Origin of the sequence: Hymenobacter sp. (assembly GCF_036387835.1) — a bacterium.
GTDB lineage: Bacteria > Bacteroidota > Bacteroidia > Cytophagales > Hymenobacteraceae > Hymenobacter.
In genome coordinates this window covers 46,923-66,595 of record NZ_DASVSY010000122.1, presented here as the reverse complement: position 1 = coordinate 66,595, position 19,673 = coordinate 46,923, and the positions used below count along the sequence as shown (strand labels likewise).

Sequence of the window (19,673 nt, the reverse complement as noted above, 5' to 3'; positions counted from 1 at the left end):
GTTGTTTAATCTGGCTTGTTCTAGCCGAGTCGTTCAACGACGAGACGCGAACCGAAGGTCGGCATAGCCAAGTGTCGCGTCTCTACATTGTTCAGCAAGCTGTAATGTACCACTACTGCCCCGGCGAGTACGTGCGTTCCGCATTTTTCTTCACGTCTTCGGGGTAGAACAGCACGTCTTTGAAGTTCTCCTCCACGTACAGGGCGGCCTGATCGGTGAAGTGAGGGGAGGAGGGCTGGTTGTTGTTGCCGCCAGCCAGCACCGAGCGGGCCTTGATGCGCGGGCCGAATTCTACCACCGCAATAAAGCTGTTGCCCACGTAGCCATAGCGCTTTTTGGTGCCCGGATACGTCTTCGAGCCGAAGGCTGCCAACGAGCCCCAGGCCGAGGATGTGAAGGCAACGGGCAAGCTCGGTTTCTGGTCGTCGTAGGTTTCCTGACTGTTGCCGGTGAGGCGTTGGAAGCGGTTCACTTCGCCCCAAGGCGTTTTCCAGGTGCCGAAGTCTCGGGTGAGGTCGTCGAGGGTCTCTTGCAGGGCCACTACTTTTTCCTGCGGGGTGGTTTTGGTTACAGTGAAAGCCACGAGGCTGAGGTAGTCGAGGGGCTGACCAGCGGCTACGCGGGTGCGGGCCAGGCGCTGAATTTTCTCGCCCCAATAGGTGGCTACCGTTTGCGCCACAGACGCTTTGCTGTAGCGCTTGTCCCAGGTGCTCAGCAGCTTCATGGCGTCTACTATTTCCCCTTGGGGCGGATTGGCGCCATCAGCAACAAACTGAAAGTCTTTGGCCAAGGCCGGAATCAGTTCTTCGAAAGCTGCTAGGTACGGGTCTTTGGCCGCGGCAATCAACGTGTCGAGCGTGAAAACGGACTTACGGCCAAGCACCCGCACCGCGTTGATGCCCCGGTAGTTTTCGGCGTCGGGGGCCATGTAGGTTGGGTACTTAGTTTTAACCGGGCTGCTCGGGCCCGATACGGTGAAGGGCGTGGAGTTGCAATTCTGGATCCAGCCGCTGGCCGGGTTCATCACTTGCACCAGGTCCTCTACTTTATGCAGGCCCTGCCACTCGGTTTTGGGGTTGCTGCCATCTACGGGTTGGCTCCAATCAAACTGCGGGTCGCGCTTGGGCATGAAGTTGCCGTGCCAATAGGCAATAGTGCCTTTGCTATCAGCAAATACCGTGTTGTTGGAAGCGTTGCCGTTCAGCGCCATTACCTTTTTGAAGCTGGCGTAGTCGGTGGCTTTGGTGCGTAAGTACGACTGTTCCAGCGCTTCCAGCGGCGTATCCATCATGCGCACGGTCACCCATTTATTGTCGGCTTGCTGGCCTACAACCGGGCCGTGGTGGGTGCGGAAGGTGGTAAATTCCTTGCGGACGATCTTGCCATCCTTCTTATAAGGAATTGAAACGGTAGCCACTTGCACGGGCCGCTGCTTTGGGCCGTAGCGGTAGTAAAACTTGCCGTCTTTCTTTTCGATGGTCTCCAGGTATTCATCCATGGAGTCGGCGTTGCTGGAGGTGTGCATCCAGCCGCAGTTGGCGTTGAAGCCCTGGTACACGAAAAACTGCCCCCACGTCACGGCGCCGTAGGCATTCAGGCCGGCTTCGCTGGTCACTTGCACCTCCGGTCGGAAGTAAAACGAAGTATGCGGGTTGATGAGCAGTAAGGCATGACCACTGGCGCTTTTGGTTGGCGCTACGGCAAAGCCATTCGAGCCCACCGGCTCCCGGTCCAGCTTCTCCAAGTCGTTACGCAACCACGAAGACGACTTCTTCTGGCTGTAAAACGCCTTCAGCCGCTCCACCGATACCACGCTGATATTGCCGCCAATGCTGCCTTCGCTGAACATGAGCGGCATCCAGGGCTGGAAGCGGCGCAACAGCTTGGGCTGCACCGTAGGGTGGGTGTGGAGGTAGTAGTTGGTGCCGTCGGCAAAAGCGTCCAGCAACTGCTTCATCCAAACCGGGCTTTTTTTATAAATGGCAATGGCTTGGGTGCTGTCCATGAACAGGCGGGCGCGCAAGTCGTCGTAGATAGCCGCTTCGCCTTCCACCTCGGCCAGCCGACCAATAGAGGTGATGTAGTTGTCTTCGACCCGGGCAAAATCATCCTCACATTGCGCGTAGAGGAGGCCAAAAACGGCATCGGCATCGGTCTTGCCGTAAATGTGCGGCACGCCCCACTTGTCGCGGACGATGCTTACTTGCTTGGCTTGCTGTTGCCAACGGGCTATTTCAGTTGGCGTAAAAGCTTGGGCTTCTGCCCCATAGGCAGACAAAAAGACACCGAGAGCAAGAAGGTAACGCATCAGGCAAATGGGTAAGAAGAAACTTTGCAAGGCCGCGTGAACCGCGAACCGCTAACTTACCAGCAATATCCTTTATCCCTTTAATACATAAAAGCAGAATGGTCGAAGTAACCACAGAAGGCGACAATGCTGTGTTCGAAGTTAAAGGACTGCACAAGCTGTGGGCCTTCAAAAGTCAAATTCAAATTCCGCTGAAACATATCCTTAGCGCCCGCCAAGATGCAGAAGCGCTAAAAGGCTGGTGGCATGGCTTCAAGGCGCCCGGCACGCACATTCCGGGCCTGATAACGGCCGGAACTTTCTACGAAGCTGACAAGCGAATCTTTTGGGATGTGCACAACACCGAAAAGGCCGTCATAATTGATGTAACGCACGATGAGTACAACCAACTAATTGTGGAAGTGGAAGATCCTGCGGCTGTAATAGCACTACTAAGCGGCTATTTGGATGAGTAGGCGCATTGTCATTCCGACATTCCGCGCCTCAAGCGGAGAGAGGAATCTGAGTCAAGTCGTTCAACGGACTAAGCCAGATTCCTCTCTCCGCTTGAGGCGCGGAATGTCGGAATGACAGCGCTTACCTGCTTAAATAGATCTTAAGTTGAAAGTAAAAGCATATAAGGCCATCAAAAAACAAAAGCCCTGACTGTAAGGCCAAGGCTTTTGTTGCATCTATAAAGTGAGCTGAATCAGTGCGTCAGTCAAGCAAATCTGTGACTTAGGACGAAAACGACGAGCCGCAGCCGCAGGTGCTTTTGGCCTGTGGGTTATTGAAAACGAAGCCACGGGCGTTAAGGCCATCCTGAAAGTCAACCTCCATGCCCATCACGTACATGGCGTGTTTCTTATCCATGATGAGTAATACGCCATCGAGGTCGAAGGTTTCATCCTGGTCTTTGGCTTTGTCGAAGCCGAGCAGATAGCTCATGCCCGAGCAGCCGCCGCCCTGTACGCCTACGCGCAGACCGTACTCAGCAGGCACATTCTTTTCGCGCAAGATATTACGAACCTCTTCCAGGGCGCGGGACGTGAGGTTGATAGGAGCAAGCTTAGCAACGGCGGTGGCCATAGTATGTTCGTTTTAAGGAAGTATGTCGGCAAAGATACGAAGTCGTGCAGTATAGAGCGGATAAGCTTCCCGAAATACTGCTACCCACGCGGGGACTTCCATTGCTACAACAGCATAATGCTGCCTGCGGTTCACAGTGTATCTTTGCCCGGCCGAAAACTTGTGGGAACGTGTAGAAGCACCACTTTAGCGTGAAATAACTGTTTTCGGCGTTCAACTATCCGCCGCGCCCCGACGTAGCTTCAGTGCACTTCGGTTGTGCTACCTTCTGGTTTGTATTAATTTTCTAATGGATACCACTGCTTACCTCTTCGACCTGCTCAAAATTATCCTGCCAGCACTCATCGTAGCCGGAGCCATTTTCTACCTTATTCAGCAGTATCTGGAGAAAGAGCAGCAGCGGCGCCTGATTGAGCTGCGGCTCGAAGCCACCAAAACCACGTTGCCGCTGCGCCTGCAAGCCCTGGAGCGCGTCACGCTGCTGCTAGAGCGCATCACGCCCAACAACATCCTGATTCGCTTGGGCAGCGCCGGCCAATCGGCCCCCGATTACTACCGCCTGCTGCTACAGGAAATCCGCGCCGAATATGAGCACAACCTTTCACAGCAGCTCTACATGAGCCCCGACACCTGGGCCGAGGTGAAGAGTGCCAAAGAACACATCCTCACTGTCATCAATAAGTCGTACCAAAGTCTGGCGCAGCCTCAGCAGGCCCGTGGCACCGAGCTGGCTAAGCGCGTGCTCGAAACCCTGATAAACGAGGAAGCAGACCCCACCGAACGGGCCCTGAATGCCGTGAAGCGCGAGGCCGCCGGTCTGTTTTAAATGCAAATATTTAACTTATAGGTAGTTAGATAAAGGTGCGGGTCATCAACTCTCAAGTGTTAAACTTTACTTTAGCTATTCATCACTAAGCGCCAATCGGAACTGTCATTCCGACGCAGGAGGGATCTGAGTCTGATTGTTCAACGAGCTAACTCAGATTCCTCCTGCGTCGGAATGACAGAGCCTGTGCCTAGTTGTGTAGCCTCTAAATACAGGGTATGAACAAAGCACGCATTGCCGTAGACATGGACGAGGTAATAGCCGACTCCATCTCCCGGTTTCAAGAATGGTACGGCACAGATTTCGAAATAACCATCACGCGGGAGCAACTGCACGGCCGAAAGATGCGCGACATTATAGCGCCCGAACACCGGCCGGCCTTACGCGAGTATCCTAACCGGCCAGGCTTTTTCAAAGACCTGCCCCTCATTGCCGATAGCCAGCGGGTGCTACGCGAAATGGCCCAACGCCATGAGCTGTTTATTGCCACCGCGGCCATGGAGTTTCCTAACTCCTTTATTGACAAGTACAACTGGCTCAAGCAGCACTTCGACTTCATCCCCTGGCGCAACATCGTGTTCTGCGGCGACAAAAGCATCATCAACGCCGACTTCCTCATCGACGACAACGCCTTCAACTTCGACGGCTTCCGCGGCGAAGGTTTGCTCTTCGACGCGCCCCACAATGCCCACGAAACCCGTTACCGGCGAGTACACAGCTGGCAGGAAATAGGGGAGATGTTTCTATAAGGTTTGATCTTAATCTTAATAAGCTAGGCAGCCCTTCTATTTCTCAACCGAGAAATAGAAGGGCTGCCTAGCTTATTAACGTCAATCAGCTTCTCGCTTACACGGTTGCTAGTTGCGCATCGATGGCGCGCTGGTAGCAGGCCTCATAATGAGGTACTATTTTGTCGGTTGCAAAGGTTTCGGCGTGGGCACGGGCAGCCGCTTTGAAGCGGGGTAGGTTCTCGTCTTCGAGCACATACAGCGCGTTTTTCACCATATCGGCGACGTCGCCGACGTTGCTCACCATACCGGTTATGCCGTGTTCGTTTAGCTCTGGTATGCCTCCGGCGTTAGTGCTAATGACGGGTACTTCGCAGGACATGGCTTCCAAAGCAGCCAGGCCGAAGCTTTCCTTCTCAGAAGGCATCAAAAACAAGTCTGATACACTTAGTACTTCCTCTACGGCTTCTAGCTTGCCCAGGAAACGCACGTCGTTGCTGGTTAAGCCTAAGTCGCGGCAGAGTTTTTCGATGCGGGGGCGGTCTGGTCCATCTCCCACGAGCAGGAGCTTAGAAGGTACCTGTTTGCGTACCCCATCAAAGATTTGCACCACGTCTTCTACACGCTTCACCGAGCGGAAGTTGGAGGTGTGAATGAGTAGCTTCTCGCCTTCGGGCGCAATGGCCGCCTTGAAGTGGGATTTGTCTTGCTTCTTGAACCGATTCAGGTTGATAAAATTAGGTATCACCACAATGTCCTTCTCGATGGCGAAGTAGGCGTAGGTTTCCTTGCGCAAGTCCGCCGAAACGGCCGTCACGCCATCCGACTGGTTGATGCTGAACGTAACCACGGGCTCGTAACTGGCATCCTTGCCCACTAAGGTAATATCGGTGCCGTGCAGGGTGGTGATGACGGGTACCCGGATGCCTTTGGTTATCAGGATTTGCTTGGCCATGTAGGCCGCCGAAGCGTGCGGAATGGCGTAGTGCACGTGCAGTACATCCAGCTTTTCATTCTGCACGATGTCCACCATTTTGCTGGCCAGCGCCAGCTCGTAGGGCGGAAACTGAAACAGCGGGTACGGCGGAATGTACACCTCGTGGTAGAACAGGTTCTCGTTGAAGAAGTCGAGGCGGACGGGTTGGCTGTAGGTGATAAAATGCACGCGGTGGCCTTTCAGAGCTAGCGCCTTGCCGAGTTCAGTTGCCACGACGCCGGAGCCGCCGAAGGTGGGGTAACAAACGATACCTATGTTCATGGGGAGAGGGGAGTTTGTCTTTGCTTGCGCGAACTGTCATTCCGACGCAGGAGGAATCTGAATTAAATTATCAATCGAAGTACTCAGATTCCTCCTGCGTTGGAATGACAACCAACACCAGCAAGGACAGCAAAAAACAGAAAAGGCGGCAAGCCATCCGGTTGGATGCCTCACCGCCAATTGCAGGTCAGGATAAATGCAGCGTCAAACAACAAATCATGATTTCAGCAGCGACTTGTAGATAACGTCGTGAATACGGGTGCGGATGTTGTACTGACGCAGCTTGTTGTTGCCGGCGTCCGGGTACACCCGATTGGAAAGAAAGATGTAGAGGATTTTGTTTTCGGGGTCCATCCAAACGCAGGTGCCCGTGAAACCGGTGTGCCCAAAGGTGCTGGCCGGCGACAGGTTAGACGTTGGGCCTTCAGGTTTGCTTGGGTCGCCATGGTCCCAGCCCAAGCCGTGTCGGTTGCCCGCCACCGTGCTGCGCGCAAACTCCGTCACAACTGGCGCCTGAAAGTAGTTGCGCCCCCCGTACCGGCCGTTCTGCAGGTTCATCTCCATCAGAACAGCCAAGTCGTTGGCATTGGCAAACAAGCCCGCGTGACCACCGACGCCCCCAATCATAGCAGCCGTTTGGTCGTGTACGGTGCCTTGCAGCTGCGTACGGCGGAAATACGTGTCGTTTTCGGTGGGCGCGATGCACGACTGCGGAAACTTGGCCAGCGGGTTGTACGTCATGGTGCCTAAGCCTAGCGGCTTGTAGAACTGCTTGTCCAGGAAGTTCTCAATCGGCTGGTTCAGCAGCTTCTCGGCTACCCGCTTCAGAATGATAAAGCTTAAGTCACTGTACTCCACCGGATACTTGCCCTTCACCTTCGGCAATAGGCTGGAGCGCATCACCCAGTTCCAAACCGAATCCTCGGCGGTCTGGACGCTGAAAAGGGAAGGCGTTACCTCGTTCGGGAAGCCAATGGCACTGGTACTGGCGTAGAACGTAGGCTTCGGGCCGGTTTTGGTGATGGTCTTCTCCCAGGTAGGAATACCCGCTTTCAAGCCCGCTTGGTGCAGCAGTACTTCGCGCACCGTCATGTCCTTTTTGTTGGACTGCTTGAGCTCCGGCAGATACGACGATACTTTGCTGTCCAGGTTTAGACTGCCCTGATCCTTGAGGTACATGATAGCCTGCAAAGTGCCCGCTACTTTCGTCACCGATGCCAGGTCGTACAAAGTGCTCTGGTTCACCGGCTGCGACTTGTCGTAGGTGCAGTAGCCGTAGCTTTTATCGAACACCACAGCCCCATTCTTGGCCACCAGTACCTGGCAGCCGGGGGCCGCGGCATAGGCTACCGTTTCCAGCGCAATGTTGTCGATTTGGGCCAGGACCTTGGAGTCGAGACCCTCGCTTTCGGGCGTGGCGTAGCGCAGGCGGCGCAGGTCAGGAGTAGGGATGCCCGTCCCAACTTTCAGCTCGGGGGTTACGGTTACGGGCAGGCGGCCTTTAGCTGGCAACGCTCCAAACAGGATCTGCGGCACCACGAGCTGCGCCGGATAAGTGTCTTCGTAGCCGCAAACCAACGTGCGGGCACTGTCCAGAGACTTCAGCGCGTAGGCGTTGCCCATGGCTACCACCACCGTTTTGAGCTTCGGATTAGCTTGTAGCTGCTTGATAAACTTCAGCGCCCCGTCCCCGATACCGTAGTTGTGGGTGGGCGTGTTGTTCATGTTATGCAGCGTCACCACCACCGTATTGTAGGGCGTCAGGCGCGGCAGCAGGCGGGCAAAAGTTGTGTCCGGGGCATAGCGGTTGGCTATCGGATACACCGGGCCATTCTGGTACTTGCCCATAATCTCGCCGATGGTGCTGCCCGTGTTGGCCCCAATCGTGATGGTGGCAATGCGCAGCGTGTCGAGGCGCAGGAAGGGGAGGAGGTTGTCTTGGTTCTTAACAACGGTGGTGGCGTGCTCGAAGATTTCCTGCGCCACCGCGCGGCTTTGGGGCCGGTTCAGGTTGGTCATCAGATTGGGCACGTCGATGGGCTGCATGCGGTTGAGGCCCGCCCAAAACTTGGCCCGCAGAATCTTGCGCACCCGCTGGTCTACGTCTTCCTGCGCGATGCTGCCCGCCGCAATGGCTTCCTTGATTTTGGTTAGGGCTATCGGTACATCTTCCGAGAAGAGCAGCACGTCGTTGCCGGCCAGCAGAGCCAAAGCGTCCAACTGACCCGGTTTGTAGAGGTTGGACACGCTTTTCATGTTAAGCGCATCCGTAAACACCAACCCTTTGTAGGCCATCTTTTCCTTCAGCAGCCCCGTTACGAGGTTGTGCGAAACGGTGGCACTCACCGAGCGTACCGTATCGAAAAGCGGCATGTAGAGGTGGCCGACCATCACGCCCATCACCCCCGATTGAATGGCCTGCTGAAACGGATACAGATCCACGTTGGTCAGGTGGGCCAGGTCGGAGTTGATGACGGGTAATGCCACGTGCGAATCCACGTCGGTGTCGCCATGGCCGGGGAAGTGCTTCACTACGGCGATAATGCCGTGGTCCTGAAGGCCGCGCAGGTATTGGACTCCACGCTTGGCTACTTGTTCTTTTTCTTCGCCGAACGAGCGGTTGCCGATAACCGGATTGTCGGGGTTGGAATTGATGTCCATCACCGGCGAAAAGCTGATGTGCACGCCAAGCGTCTTCATCTTCAGGGCGATTTCGCGGCCCATCTGATACACGTACTGGTCGTCGTCCATGGCGCCGAGCGTCATCTGCTTGGCGAAGTGCATGCTCGAATCCAAACGCATATCAAGGCCCCACTCGGCGTCGAGCGAAATCAGCAGTGGCACTTTGGCGGCAGCCTGGTAGCGGTTGGTGAGAATGGCCTGCCGGCGCGGACCGCCCTGCAAAAACATCAACCCGCCAATGTTCTGGTTGCGGATCAGGTTTTCGATGGACTGAACGTGGCGCTTGTCTTTATTAGAGTAAGCAGCCACCATAAACAACTGGCCGAGCCGTTGGTCGGGCGTGAGCGAGGTGAACACGCTGTCCACCCAATTTTGCTCGGCTACCGACCGGGGCCGTGTGGCATCGTCGTAGGGCACTGCCGATGTAATGAGTAGACCCGTCGCGGCCAGGAGCAACAGGAAGAGTCTAATCCGAAAATCCTTGAGCATCGGCTCCCTTGATAATTCTTGCGTGATACACTCTGGTTGAAAGCAAGCGGAATTCGCCCTACTTTTGCCCAAACCCGTGTTGGAAAGAAAGCGGACCAGAGTATCCGGCGGTCGACGTGACGGGTCCGCGGCATCCATTCCTCAACTCTTCCCAAAAGCTTAATTCGGGTATCCGAACAACGCTTTACACACGAATGTTGATTGCAAATCTACGGATAAATTTTGGTGGCTGGATGTGGAAGCACCGCCGTAATGCAATTTTTCCACGGACTAACGTGTTCATTTTCACCTTTCGTACCTATTTTCTTCCACTGGCATGGCCGACATAATTCAGCTGCTTCCCGAATACCTGGCCAACCAAATTGCGGCGGGTGAGGTGGTGCAGCGCCCGGCCTCGGCGGTAAAAGAACTGCTCGAAAACGCTGTCGACGCGGGTGCCACCCAAATTCAGCTCATCGTCAAGGACGCCGGCAAACAGCTGGTGCAGGTAGTAGACAACGGCGCCGGCATGAGCGCCACCGATGCCCGCATGAGCCTCGAGCGCCACGCGACCAGCAAGATCCGGACCACCGACGATTTGTTCCGCATCCGCACCCTTGGCTTCCGGGGCGAAGCGCTGGCGAGTATTGCCGCCGTGGCCCAAGTGGAGCTGCGCACCAAGCCCCGCGACCAGGAAACCGGCACGCTGCTGCTCATAGAAGGCTCGCAGATTACCAGTCAGCAGCCCGTAGCCTGCCCCGACGGCACCAGCATCAGTGTGAAGAACCTGTTCTTCAACGTGCCAGCCCGCCGCAACTTCCTTAAGAGCAATGCCGTGGAAATGCGGCACATCCTCGACGAGTTTCAGCACATTGCCCTGGCCAATCCGCAGATAACATTTTCGCTGTTTCAAAACGACCTCGAAGTATTCAACCTACCGGCCGGCAAACTAGGCCAGCGCATCGTGAGCTTGCTCGGCAACGGCTACAAAGAGCAGCTGGCTGCTTGCGAAGAAGTGACGCCGTTTATCACCGTTCGGGGGTTTATCGGCAAGCCGGAGTCGGCCAAGAAGAGTCGCGGCGACCAGTTTTTCTTCGTCAACAACCGCTTCATCCGCTCGGCCTACCTCAACCACGCCGTCCTGACGGCCTACGAGGGCTTGCTGCCCAAAGACACGTACCCGTTCTACGTGCTGTTTCTGGACCTCGACCCGAAGTCCATCGACATCAACGTGCACCCGACTAAAACGGAAATCAAGTTCGAGGACGAGAAAACGGTGTACGCTATTGTGCGCGCCGCCGTGAAGCAATCCTTGGGCCTGCACAACATGGCGCCGTCCTTGGATTTCGAGGGCGACGTGAATTTTGCGGCCATTCAACCCTTGCGGTTGACTGGCGACCAGAAAAGCAGCTTCGACCCCGGTAGCTTCCGGCCCGATGCCTTGGCGTCGGCCGCCTCGCAGGCGGCGCAGCCAGCCCCGCGGGAGCCGCGTAGTGGCAGTAGCACCGGCAGCAACCGCTCGTCGGAAGGGTATGAGCGCCAGGTGCCACCACGGCCCACCGAGCAAGCCAAGCGCGAGCTAGAAGAATTCTACAAGTCATTGAGCCAGCTCAATGTGCCCGATGTGGAGCGCGAGGCCACGGCTATTGGGGTACCCGTTCCGTCGGCTTCGGCCCTTACGGCCGCGCAAACGGCCGCCGAAACTCCCGAGCCAGTTGCTCCTAATCCACCAATGGCTCCGGCCGCTGTGTTGCCGGCTGCGGTACCTACCGTGCCGCAGCTGCCCTTGCGCGAGAGCAGCGCCAGCTTGGGCGGCAAGGTGCTGCAGTTGCACCAGCAGTATTTGTTGGTGCCCGTTAAGTCGGGGCTGATGCTGATTGACCAGGCGGCGGCGCGGGAGCGAATTCTTTTCGAGCAGTACGCGCAGGAGCTGGAGCGCGAAACTGGCACGTCGCAAACGTTGTTGTTTCCGCGTACCGTCACCTTCTCGCCGCAAGACTTTGCCGTGCTGCGTGAAGTGGAAGACGTGTTGCGCGCCCTCGGGTTCCGCTTCTCTGATTTCGGCAAGAACACCATTGCCGTCGAAGGTATTCCGGCCGACGTGCCCGCCCGCGACGAAAAGGAGCTGCTGGAAAGCCTGATCGAGCAGTTCCGCAACAGCGCCGGCCCCGTGAAGCTGGAACGCCGCGAGCAGATGGCCCGCGCCCTGGCCCGCCGCGTGGCCACCACCGCCGCCACCGCCCGCCTCTCCGACACCGAAATGACGGCTCTGGTTGATCGGCTCTTTGCTTGCCAGGTGCCCGGCTATACTCCTGATGGCCGCCGGACGTTGGTGATGCTAGAGATGAACCAGCTACAAGCCTTCTTCACCCGCTGATTTCTTGCGGGCTAACTACTCGTTTGGAAAGTATAGCTCAGGTGAGGTTGCCTCTCCAGTGAGCTTACGTCGGGCTTAATCGGCGAAATCTGCCAGTTAAGCGTAAGCAAGAAAATTCAACGAAATCAAGACCAACCAGCGCAAATCAGCGATTCATGTTCCGAATAACTCCTACTGTCCGCACCCTACTCATCGTTAATGTGCTGGTGTTTTTTCTGCAAAGTCAGTTTGGTGCTCAAATAACTGTGCTAGGGGCTTTGTATCCGTTTGGCTCTCCTTATTTTCAGCCTTGGCAGTTCGTGACCTACATGTTCCTGCACGGTGGCATTGGGCATTTGATATCTAACATGCTCGGCCTGGTTTTCATTGGAGCTTCTTTGGAAGACGTCTGGGGGCCCAAACGGTTCCTGACGTATTGGCTGATTTGCGGCGTTGGAGCGGGCGTGCTTTACGAAGGCGTGCGCAACTACGAGTTGCACCAGATGAATGAGGACCGCATAGCGTTTCACCAAGAGCCTTCCGGAATTGCTTTCGCCGATTTCTTTCGCGAAAACCTGCCCGGCGCGGGCGAATCTTACCAGCAAGTTGCGGCGCAGCTACAACGGACACCCAACGACCAGAAGCTAGTTGCTATGGCCACTGAGGCGGTAGACGCCATTTACGACCAAGCCTTGAACAGTCCGGTAGCCGGTATGCTGGGCGCTTCGGGCGCGTTGTTTGGGGTGTTGTTTGCTTTTGGCTACTTGTTTCCGCAGCAGACGCTCTTCATTTTTCCGCTGCCTTTTCCTATCAAAGCGTGGCTGTTCGTGCTGCTTTATACGGCCTATGAGTTGTACCAAGGCATACACCCCGTGCCCGGCGACAATGTGGCGCACTTTGCCCATTTGGGTGGAATGTTGATTGGCTTTATTGTATTGAAAATCTGGCAACGGAATGGCACTCATTATGGTTAAGTGAAGTGACAGCCGTTGGGTGGTAACTACCCAAGATTAGGCGGCACATAACGTTTACGCATGTGCCCTTTCCGGAATCCAGTTCTTTGTCTTAAGTTTCTCTCCTCATGAGTTTTGTCAACGATATTCGTACGGCCTTCAGTCGGCGCGACAACGCGCTTAATCAGCTGCTGCTGATTAATGCAATAGTGTTTGTCGTGTTGATACTGTTCGGTGCTGTTATGTTCGTGAGCACGGGTTCCAGCCGCCAGAATCTGGTGCTGGAATGGATTGCCGTGCCCTCGGAGCCTATGCGCCTGCTCACCCGCCCCTGGACGCTGCTCACGTATAGCTTCACCCACATCGGGTTCTTCCACATCCTGTTCAATCTGCTGAACCTGTATTGGTTCGGCTCTTTGGTGCGGGAGTATCTCGGCGACCGGAAGCTGGTTAGCCTTTACATCCTCGGTGCGTTGGCAGGCGTAGTGATGTACCTGCTGGCTTTCAATCTATTGCCTGTTTTCCAAGGCCGACCTTCTATTTTGTACGGGGCTTCGGCCAGTGTGGTCGCCATCATTGTGGGAGCCGCTACCTTGCTGCCCGACTATACCTTTAGCGTCATCCTCATCGGGCCGGTCAAAATCAAATACATTGCGGCCGTAGTGGTATTAGTGTCTTTGGCCAGCCTCGACAAAGGCAATGCGGGCGGCGAAATTGCCCACCTTGGTGGCGCCTTGCTCGGCTTCTTGTATGTGAAGCAGTTGCAGCGTGGCCGCGACTTAGGCACGCCCGTGCAAGCCGTTGGCGATTGGGTTGGAGGCTTGCTTTCGGGCCGGCCGCGGCTGCGCGTGACGCATCGGGGTGGTAGCTCAACCGCTGCTGCCAAGAAAGGCGCCATGCCCAAGCCCGAGCAAAACGACATCGATACCATTCTGGATAAGATTTCGCGCTCCGGCTACGAAAGCCTTTCCAAAGACGAAAAGCAAAAGCTCTTCCGAGCTAGTCAGAAGTAAATGAATCTTGATCGGCCAGGCATTTTGCCTGGCCTTTTTTGTGCTCGATAATCAGAGGCGGGCGTCCCCTTAACTGGTGAGCATAGTCTGCCAAGTCGTAAATCCTTGGTAGGTTACGCCTCCGGCTCGTTTACTGTCAATATCTCTTATGAAAGTTGTTGGTTTCACCTTTGTTCGCAACGCCGTAACCTACGATTATCCGGTGCTGGAAAGCATCAATTCCTTGCTTCCGCTCTGCGACGAAGTGGTGGTAGCCGTGGGCAATTCCAGCGACAATACGTTAGGTCTGATCAAGAGCCTGAACTCACCCAAGATCCGCATTCTGGAAACCGTGTGGGACGACACCCTGCGCGAAGGCGGCAAGGTCCTGGCCGTGGAAACCGACAAAGCCCTGGCCGCCGTGCCCGCCGATGCCGATTGGGCTATCTATCTGCAAGCCGACGAAGTACTGCACGAGGCCGACTATCCTGCTATCCGGGCCGGTATGGAACGCTGGCAGGCCAACAAGCAAGTAGAGGGCCTGCTGCTAAACTACCGGCATTTTTACGCCAGCTACGACTACATCGGCGACTCGCCCCGCTGGTACCGCCGCGAAATCCGGGTGGTGCGGCCCAGCGCGGGCATCCATTCCTACCGCGATGCGCAAGGATTCCGCAAAACCGGCAACCTGAAGCTGCGCGTGAAACTCCTCGACGCCACCGTGCACCACTACGGCTACGTGAAAACGCCCGCCGCCATGCAGCGCAAGCAGGAAACCTTCGGCAAGCTCTGGCACTCCGACGAGTGGATGGCCGAGCACGTAGTACCCGCCGAAGAATTCGACTACAGCGAAATCGACTCGCTGCAACACTTTCGGGGCACTCACCCGGCCGTGATGCAGGAGCGCGTACGCCAACAAAACTGGCGCTACGACCACGACATGACCCGCAACCGCTACCGGCTGAAAGACAGGTTCAAGCAAGTGGTGTTTCGCCTAACCGGCTACCGGATCGGCGAGTATCGAAACTACCAGTTAGTTTAAACCAGCGTGAGGCTCTGAACGCATCTCAAGCGGATCAGCGGCAAAGGGGTCGTAAGGGGGGTGGAATGCCTTACTGCTTAGAAGGTGCTTGAGAACAAGGGCCTGCGCAAGCAGAAACAAGTAGTAGGTTTAGAGGGGCAAGCCGCTTCCTGTGGCTTATGGTTTAACCACACGTTGAAGTAGCGAATGAAAGCACAACTTCTATCAGAAGAGCAAGCAACAGTGCTAAGCACCAAGCCCCACTACGCCATTCTGGACGGACTGCGCGGTGTGGCCGCATTGCTGGTAGTAGCCTTTCATTTGTTCGAGGCCCATGCCACCAGTCACCTCGACCAGATAATCAACCACGGCTATTTGGCCGTCGACTTTTTCTTTTTGCTCTCCGGCTTTGTTGTTGGCTATGCCTACGACGACCGGTGGGGGCAGATGACGCTGAAGGACTTCTTCAAGGTCCGGCTTATCCGGCTGCAACCCTTGGTGGTGCTAGGGATGATTATCGGGGCCGTGTTTTTCTATTTTCAGGATTCTACCCTCTGGCCTACCATCAGCGAAGTGCCGGTCTGGAAGATGCTGTTGGTGATGGTTATCGGGTTTACCTTAGTGCCGGTGCCCGTTTCGATGGACATCCGGGGCTGGCAGGAAATGCACCCGCTCGATGGCCCCGGCTGGTCCTTGTTCTTTGAGTATATCGCCAATTTGCTGTATGCCCTCGGCGTCCGGAAGTTTTCCAAGACAGCGCTGTCGGTGCTGGTGATAGTAGCCGGGATTGCCCTGGTTCACTTCGCCGTTACTAGTCCTGCCGGAGACGTCATTGGAGGGTGGTCGTTGGACCCCGTTCAGCTGCGTACTGGTTTTACGCGGATGATGTATCCGTTTTTTGCTGGGTTGTTGCTGTGCCGCGTGGCTACTATTGGCTCGGTAAAACACGTTTTCTGGTGGTGCAGCTTGTTGCTGGTTCTGGTTCTTGCCTTCCCGCGAGTAGGCGGTGCCGAACACTTGTGGCAGAACGGTTTGTATGATTCGCTCAATATAGTATTTGTGTTCCCCTTCATTGTATGGCTGGGCGCCAGCGGGCAAATAGCCGGCACCGGTGCCAGCCGGCTATGTAAGTTTCTCGGTGCTATATCCTACCCCGTTTATATCACGCATTACCCGCTTATCTATACCTATACTGGTTGGGTAAGCACGCATAAGCCTTCTGCGCAGCAGGCATTGCCAGTGGCTCTACTCACGTTTGCGGCCATTGTTTTGATTGCTTACGGCAGCCTTAAACTTTACGATGAGCCCGTCAGGCGCTGGTTGAGAAACAAGCTAATAGCTGCCAGATGAGTTACTTGTTCAGCCCGGAACTGTCCTTCCGGGCCGGATAGACTCTTAGCATTGCGGCCTTTCACTTCTGCATGTGGAATTGGCGCCGGTCGGGTGAAAGCCGTTCTACGGCGTAGCGCAGGGCCGTGCGGGGTAGTTGACCCTGGTAGTCGGCCAGAAATTCTTCTAGAGCATCTTCGTTGCGCTTGCCTACTTCGCGCAGCATCCAGCCCATGGCTTTATGAATTAGGTCGTGGGGATGGGAGAGGAGGAGCGCAGACAGTTGGAACGTATCGGCAAACTGATTCTTGCGAATAAAAGCCAGCGTCGAAACCAGGGCCATGCGTTGGCTCCATAGCTGCGGCTCGGCAGCCAACTTATATAGCGGTTCCCGGTCCTTGTCGAGCAAATAAGTGCCTACCAGCATCGGACAGGTGATATCCACCAGATTCCAGTTGTTGACGAAGCGCTGGTTAACCAAATACCGTTCATGAATGACGCGCTGTCCGGCGGGCCCGGCCTTCGGAAACTGGAGCGTCCAGATGATAAAGGCTGTCTGCCGGCACTCATGCCACGGGCTTGCCAACAGCTTCTCGACCTCGGCCAGTGGCAACGCTTGAAATTGTTGGGCCAATTGGCGCTCCTGCGGCAGAGTTAGCCCCAAAAACTGGTCACCGGCACCGTACTCACCAGGCTTCGTCTTGAAGAAGCGTTGTAGCAAGGCAGCACGCGCCGGATCGGCCAAGGCGTGCAAAGCGTTTTCGAGGTCGGCGACAGTCATGAGAAAGCAACTTTGTTCAGGCAATCTAAACTATGAATTAACTGAAACCGGCCGCCCCGCTAGTGCGGAACGGCCGGTTTCAGTTAAAGCGGGAACTAGAACTAAGTTGAAGCTTTGCCCATGTTGTCCAGTGCGTCCATCACTTCTTTCACGTGGCCGCGTGAGGTTTCCAGCATTGCTTTCTCCTCGTCGTTCAACTGTAGCTCGATTACTTTCTCGATGCCGTTTTTCCCGAGGATAACCGGCGCGCCCAAATACACGCCGTTGATGCCGTACTCGCCCTGCAACTCAATGCAAACCGGAAATACACGACGCTGGTCGCGCACAATGGCTTCTACCATTTGCGCTGCCGCTGCGCCGGGGGCATACCATGCGGAAGTACCCATCAGTTTCACCAGCTCACCACCACCAACAGCCGTACGCTGCACAATGGCATCTAGCTCGGCCTTGCCGATCAACTCCGTTACGGGAATGCCGCCCACGGTGGTGTAGCGGGGGAGGGGTACCATGGTGTCGCCATGGCCGCCCATCAATACGGCTTGAATGTCCTTGGGGCTTACGTTCAGGGCTTCGGCCAGGAAGGCGCGGTAGCGGGCGGTATCGAGGATGCCAGCCATGCCAAACACCTTCTCGCGGGGTAAACCCGAGGTGAGGTGCGCCTGGTAGGTCATCACGTCGAGCGGGTTGCTAACTACGATGATGATGGCGTTGGGCGAATACTTTACCACTTGCTCCGTCACCGTTTTCACGATACCGGCGTTGGTCGAAATCAGGTCGTCGCGGCTCATGCCGGGCTTGCGCGGCAGCCCCGAGGTAATAACTACCACCTCCGAATCGGCGGTGCGGCTGTAGTCGCCGGTGACGCCTACGGTGCGGGAGTCGTAGCCAATGACAGGAGATTTCTGCCAGATATCCAGCGCTTTGCCTTCGGCGAAGCCCTCTTTAATGTCAACCAGAACAATTTCATTGGCGATTTCGCGGGTGGCTAATACATCGGCGCAAGTAGCGCCCACGTTGCCAGCCCCAACTACGGTAACTTTCATCGAGTGATGGATTGGGTGTACGGTTTGGGTTCGGGGGTAAAAGTAAGGGTTGAAGGGTTAAATTGTTGAATTGTTAAATGGTTGGCTGTTAAATGGATTGGATTATTAGGACGGCCAACCATTTAACAATTCAACAATTTAACCCTTCGCCTCACATCCGTTTCACCACCAGTACCCGCTCCGTAGCTTCCGTCACCTTGAACCGCTCGTCGGGACGGAAGCCGATAACCCAGGCAATTTTACCGTCGCCGGAAACCAGCACGAATACGTTGTCTTTGAGGTTGAGCGGCACTTTCTGGTCGATCAGGAAATCAGAGAGCTTCTTTTTGCCTTTCATGCCGATGGGCATAAACCAGTCGCCTTCCTGCCAGGGCCGCACGATAAGCGGAAACTTCAGCAAGTCAGCGTCGAGGGCCGCTACCGCTTTACCGCGCGGAATATCGAGGCCGGCGGCTTCGGTCAGCTCCAGGCGCAGGTGCAGGCCGTCGATTTTCAACACTTCTTGCCCGGCCTGAATCTGGTGAGTGCCGAACTTGGTGAGAACTTTCCGGGTGATGACGAGTTGCTCTCGGTCTTTCACCAGCCGGTGCGTCGGCGACTCGAAGCGGCGGCCGGGCTCAGCGGGAAAAGAGGCCACAATGTCTTTCACTACCGGAAAGCTGAACCCGAACGGCCGCAGCAGCTCGTGCAGCACCAGCGTGATAGCGGCCGTGCGTTGGAGCATGCCAATGTTGAGGTAGGTCACTTCCTCCTCGGTGCGCTGCGCCTGCGCCGCCGTGTCGGCTACATAACGGCGCACGATTTCTTCGGCGCCGCCCACCCGCTCGGCCGTGAATTGCAGCGTTTGGTCGAGGTTGGGGTTGATGTCGCGCAGCACGGGCAGCACCTCCTGGCGCAGGCGGTTGCGCTGGTACACCGGACTGTCGTTGGAAGCGTCTTCGCGCCAGATCAGGTGGTTTTCCACGAGGTACTCGAACAGCTCGGGTTTGCCGATGCCGAGCAGAGGGCGCACGAGGTAGCCGTTTTTGGGCGGAATGCCGTGCAAACCTGCCAGGCCGGTGCCGTGGGTGAGGTTGAGCAGCATGGTTTCGGCGGCGTCACGCTGGTGGTGGGCGGTGGCTATGTAAGCCAGGCCCTGCGTCTGGCGCAGGCGCTCAAACCATTCGTAGCGCAGGGCGCGGGCGGCCATTTGGGTGGAAATGCCTTCCTGCTCGGCAAAGGCTTTGGTTTGGAAGAACTCGGCGAAGTAGGGAACGTCGTATTTCTTAGCCAGCTTGCGCACGAACTGCTCGTCGGCATCCGCTTCTTCGCCCCGCAGCCCGAAATGGCAGTGGGCAACAGCAAATTGCACGCCTAGCCGGTGCAGCACATCCGCCAGCACCACCGAATCTTGCCCGCCGCTAACGGCCACGAGCAACGGCTCATCGGTGAGAGAGAAGAGGTTGTGTTCTTCTATGTATTGGCGGACTTGATCAAGCATTGTAGAAAATGTGAAAACGTAGGAAACAGATGGTATACCTAGTGATTATGCCTTAGCCAAAAAAGGTAACGCGAAGTTTCACTTCGCGAGGCGTTGCTGACATCCACCCAAGTAGTAGACTTACGGCAGTTAGCGAAGTTCACCATCCTGTGGCTTCCGTTCCGCGACGAGCACAGCGAGTATTCATGACCACGCCTTGTGGCCCTCTCGCGTAGGAACTCGCGTTGCTCGTCGCGGAACAGATTTCCTGTGGCTTCCACGCTACAAGCAGGTGAACTTCGCGTTACTTCTTCTGGCCAGCTAAGGCAAAAGCAAGTCACAAAAATACGGATGCCCCCTCATTGGGCGTTACGCACAAGAAACCTGATCAGGAATGAATT

15 protein-coding genes are annotated in these 19,673 nt (G+C 55.9%); 8 read left to right on the top strand and 7 right to left on the bottom strand.

The window, feature by feature from the left end:
* Positions 1-112: 112 nt before the first annotated feature.
* The gene (locus VF639_RS24435) at positions 113-2,308 is read right to left on the bottom strand and encodes a penicillin acylase family protein (protein ID WP_331148581.1); all 2,196 of its coding nucleotides are present in this window, start codon (positions 2,306-2,308) and stop codon (positions 113-115) included.
* 98 nt (positions 2,309-2,406) lie between these two features.
* On the opposite strand from VF639_RS24435, the gene VF639_RS24430 reads away from it, so the two are divergent.
* On the top strand, positions 2,407-2,763 hold the full coding sequence (locus VF639_RS24430) for a hypothetical protein (RefSeq protein WP_331148580.1): 357 nt from the start codon (positions 2,407-2,409) through the stop codon (positions 2,761-2,763).
* Between the two features lie 262 nt (positions 2,764-3,025).
* Here the strand turns inward: VF639_RS24430 and VF639_RS24425 are convergent, their stop codons facing one another.
* Complete coding sequence (locus VF639_RS24425; RefSeq protein WP_331148579.1) at positions 3,026-3,376, bottom strand: HesB/IscA family protein; 351 nt, start codon at positions 3,374-3,376, stop codon at positions 3,026-3,028.
* Between the two features lie 289 nt (positions 3,377-3,665).
* Between VF639_RS24425 and VF639_RS24420 the strand changes: the two genes are divergently transcribed.
* Together VF639_RS24420 and VF639_RS24415 are read left to right on the top strand one after the other, a co-directional pair.
* Positions 3,666-4,202: a DUF7935 family protein gene (locus tag VF639_RS24420; RefSeq protein ID WP_331148578.1), complete on the top strand. Its 537-nt coding sequence runs from the start codon at positions 3,666-3,668 to the stop codon at positions 4,200-4,202.
* 218 nt (positions 4,203-4,420) lie between these two features.
* Complete coding sequence (locus VF639_RS24415) at positions 4,421-4,951, top strand: 5' nucleotidase, NT5C type (RefSeq protein WP_331148577.1); 531 nt, start codon at positions 4,421-4,423, stop codon at positions 4,949-4,951.
* Between the two features lie 97 nt (positions 4,952-5,048).
* Here VF639_RS24415 and bshA read toward each other — a convergent pair whose 3' ends face one another.
* Together bshA and VF639_RS24405 are read right to left on the bottom strand one after the other, a co-directional pair.
* A complete protein-coding gene (bshA, locus tag VF639_RS24410; RefSeq protein ID WP_331148576.1) occupies positions 5,049-6,188 on the bottom strand; it encodes an N-acetyl-alpha-D-glucosaminyl L-malate synthase BshA in 1,140 nt (379 codons plus the stop codon).
* Positions 6,189-6,404: 216 nt separating this feature from the next.
* A complete protein-coding gene (locus tag VF639_RS24405) occupies positions 6,405-9,359 on the bottom strand; it encodes a serine hydrolase domain-containing protein (RefSeq protein WP_331148575.1) in 2,955 nt (984 codons plus the stop codon).
* Between the two features lie 316 nt (positions 9,360-9,675).
* Here VF639_RS24405 and mutL point away from each other — a divergent pair, with 316 nt between their 5' ends.
* The 5 genes from mutL (at position 9,676) to VF639_RS24380 (ending at position 16,010) form a co-directional block, all read left to right on the top strand.
* Positions 9,676-11,715: a DNA mismatch repair endonuclease MutL gene (mutL, locus tag VF639_RS24400; RefSeq protein WP_331148574.1), complete on the top strand. Its 2,040-nt coding sequence runs from the start codon at positions 9,676-9,678 to the stop codon at positions 11,713-11,715.
* A gap of 155 nt (positions 11,716-11,870) precedes the next feature.
* On the top strand, positions 11,871-12,668 hold the full coding sequence (locus VF639_RS24395; protein ID WP_331148573.1) for a rhomboid family intramembrane serine protease: 798 nt from the start codon (positions 11,871-11,873) through the stop codon (positions 12,666-12,668).
* A 107-nt stretch (positions 12,669-12,775) separates the two neighbouring features.
* Positions 12,776-13,660, top strand: a complete 885-nt coding sequence (locus tag VF639_RS24390) for a rhomboid family intramembrane serine protease (protein WP_331148572.1) — start codon at positions 12,776-12,778, stop codon at positions 13,658-13,660.
* Between the two features lie 148 nt (positions 13,661-13,808).
* Entirely contained in the window at positions 13,809-14,681 is an 873-nt protein-coding gene (locus VF639_RS24385; protein ID WP_331148571.1) for a glycosyltransferase family protein, read from the top strand.
* A 186-nt stretch (positions 14,682-14,867) separates the two neighbouring features.
* Positions 14,868-16,010: an acyltransferase family protein gene (locus VF639_RS24380; protein ID WP_331148570.1), complete on the top strand. Its 1,143-nt coding sequence runs from the start codon at positions 14,868-14,870 to the stop codon at positions 16,008-16,010.
* A gap of 61 nt (positions 16,011-16,071) precedes the next feature.
* Here the strand turns inward: VF639_RS24380 and VF639_RS24375 are convergent, their stop codons facing one another.
* The 3 genes from VF639_RS24375 to tilS all read right to left on the bottom strand — a co-directional run bounded on the left by VF639_RS24375 (position 16,072) and on the right by tilS (position 19,293).
* Positions 16,072-16,770: a DNA alkylation repair protein gene (locus tag VF639_RS24375; RefSeq protein ID WP_331148569.1), complete on the bottom strand. Its 699-nt coding sequence runs from the start codon at positions 16,768-16,770 to the stop codon at positions 16,072-16,074.
* 101 nt (positions 16,771-16,871) lie between these two features.
* Positions 16,872-17,813, bottom strand: a complete 942-nt coding sequence (gene mdh, locus VF639_RS24370; RefSeq protein ID WP_331148568.1) for a malate dehydrogenase — start codon at positions 17,811-17,813, stop codon at positions 16,872-16,874.
* A 151-nt stretch (positions 17,814-17,964) separates the two neighbouring features.
* A complete protein-coding gene (tilS, locus tag VF639_RS24365) occupies positions 17,965-19,293 on the bottom strand; it encodes a tRNA lysidine(34) synthetase TilS (protein ID WP_331148567.1) in 1,329 nt (442 codons plus the stop codon).
* Positions 19,294-19,673 lie beyond the last annotated feature (380 nt).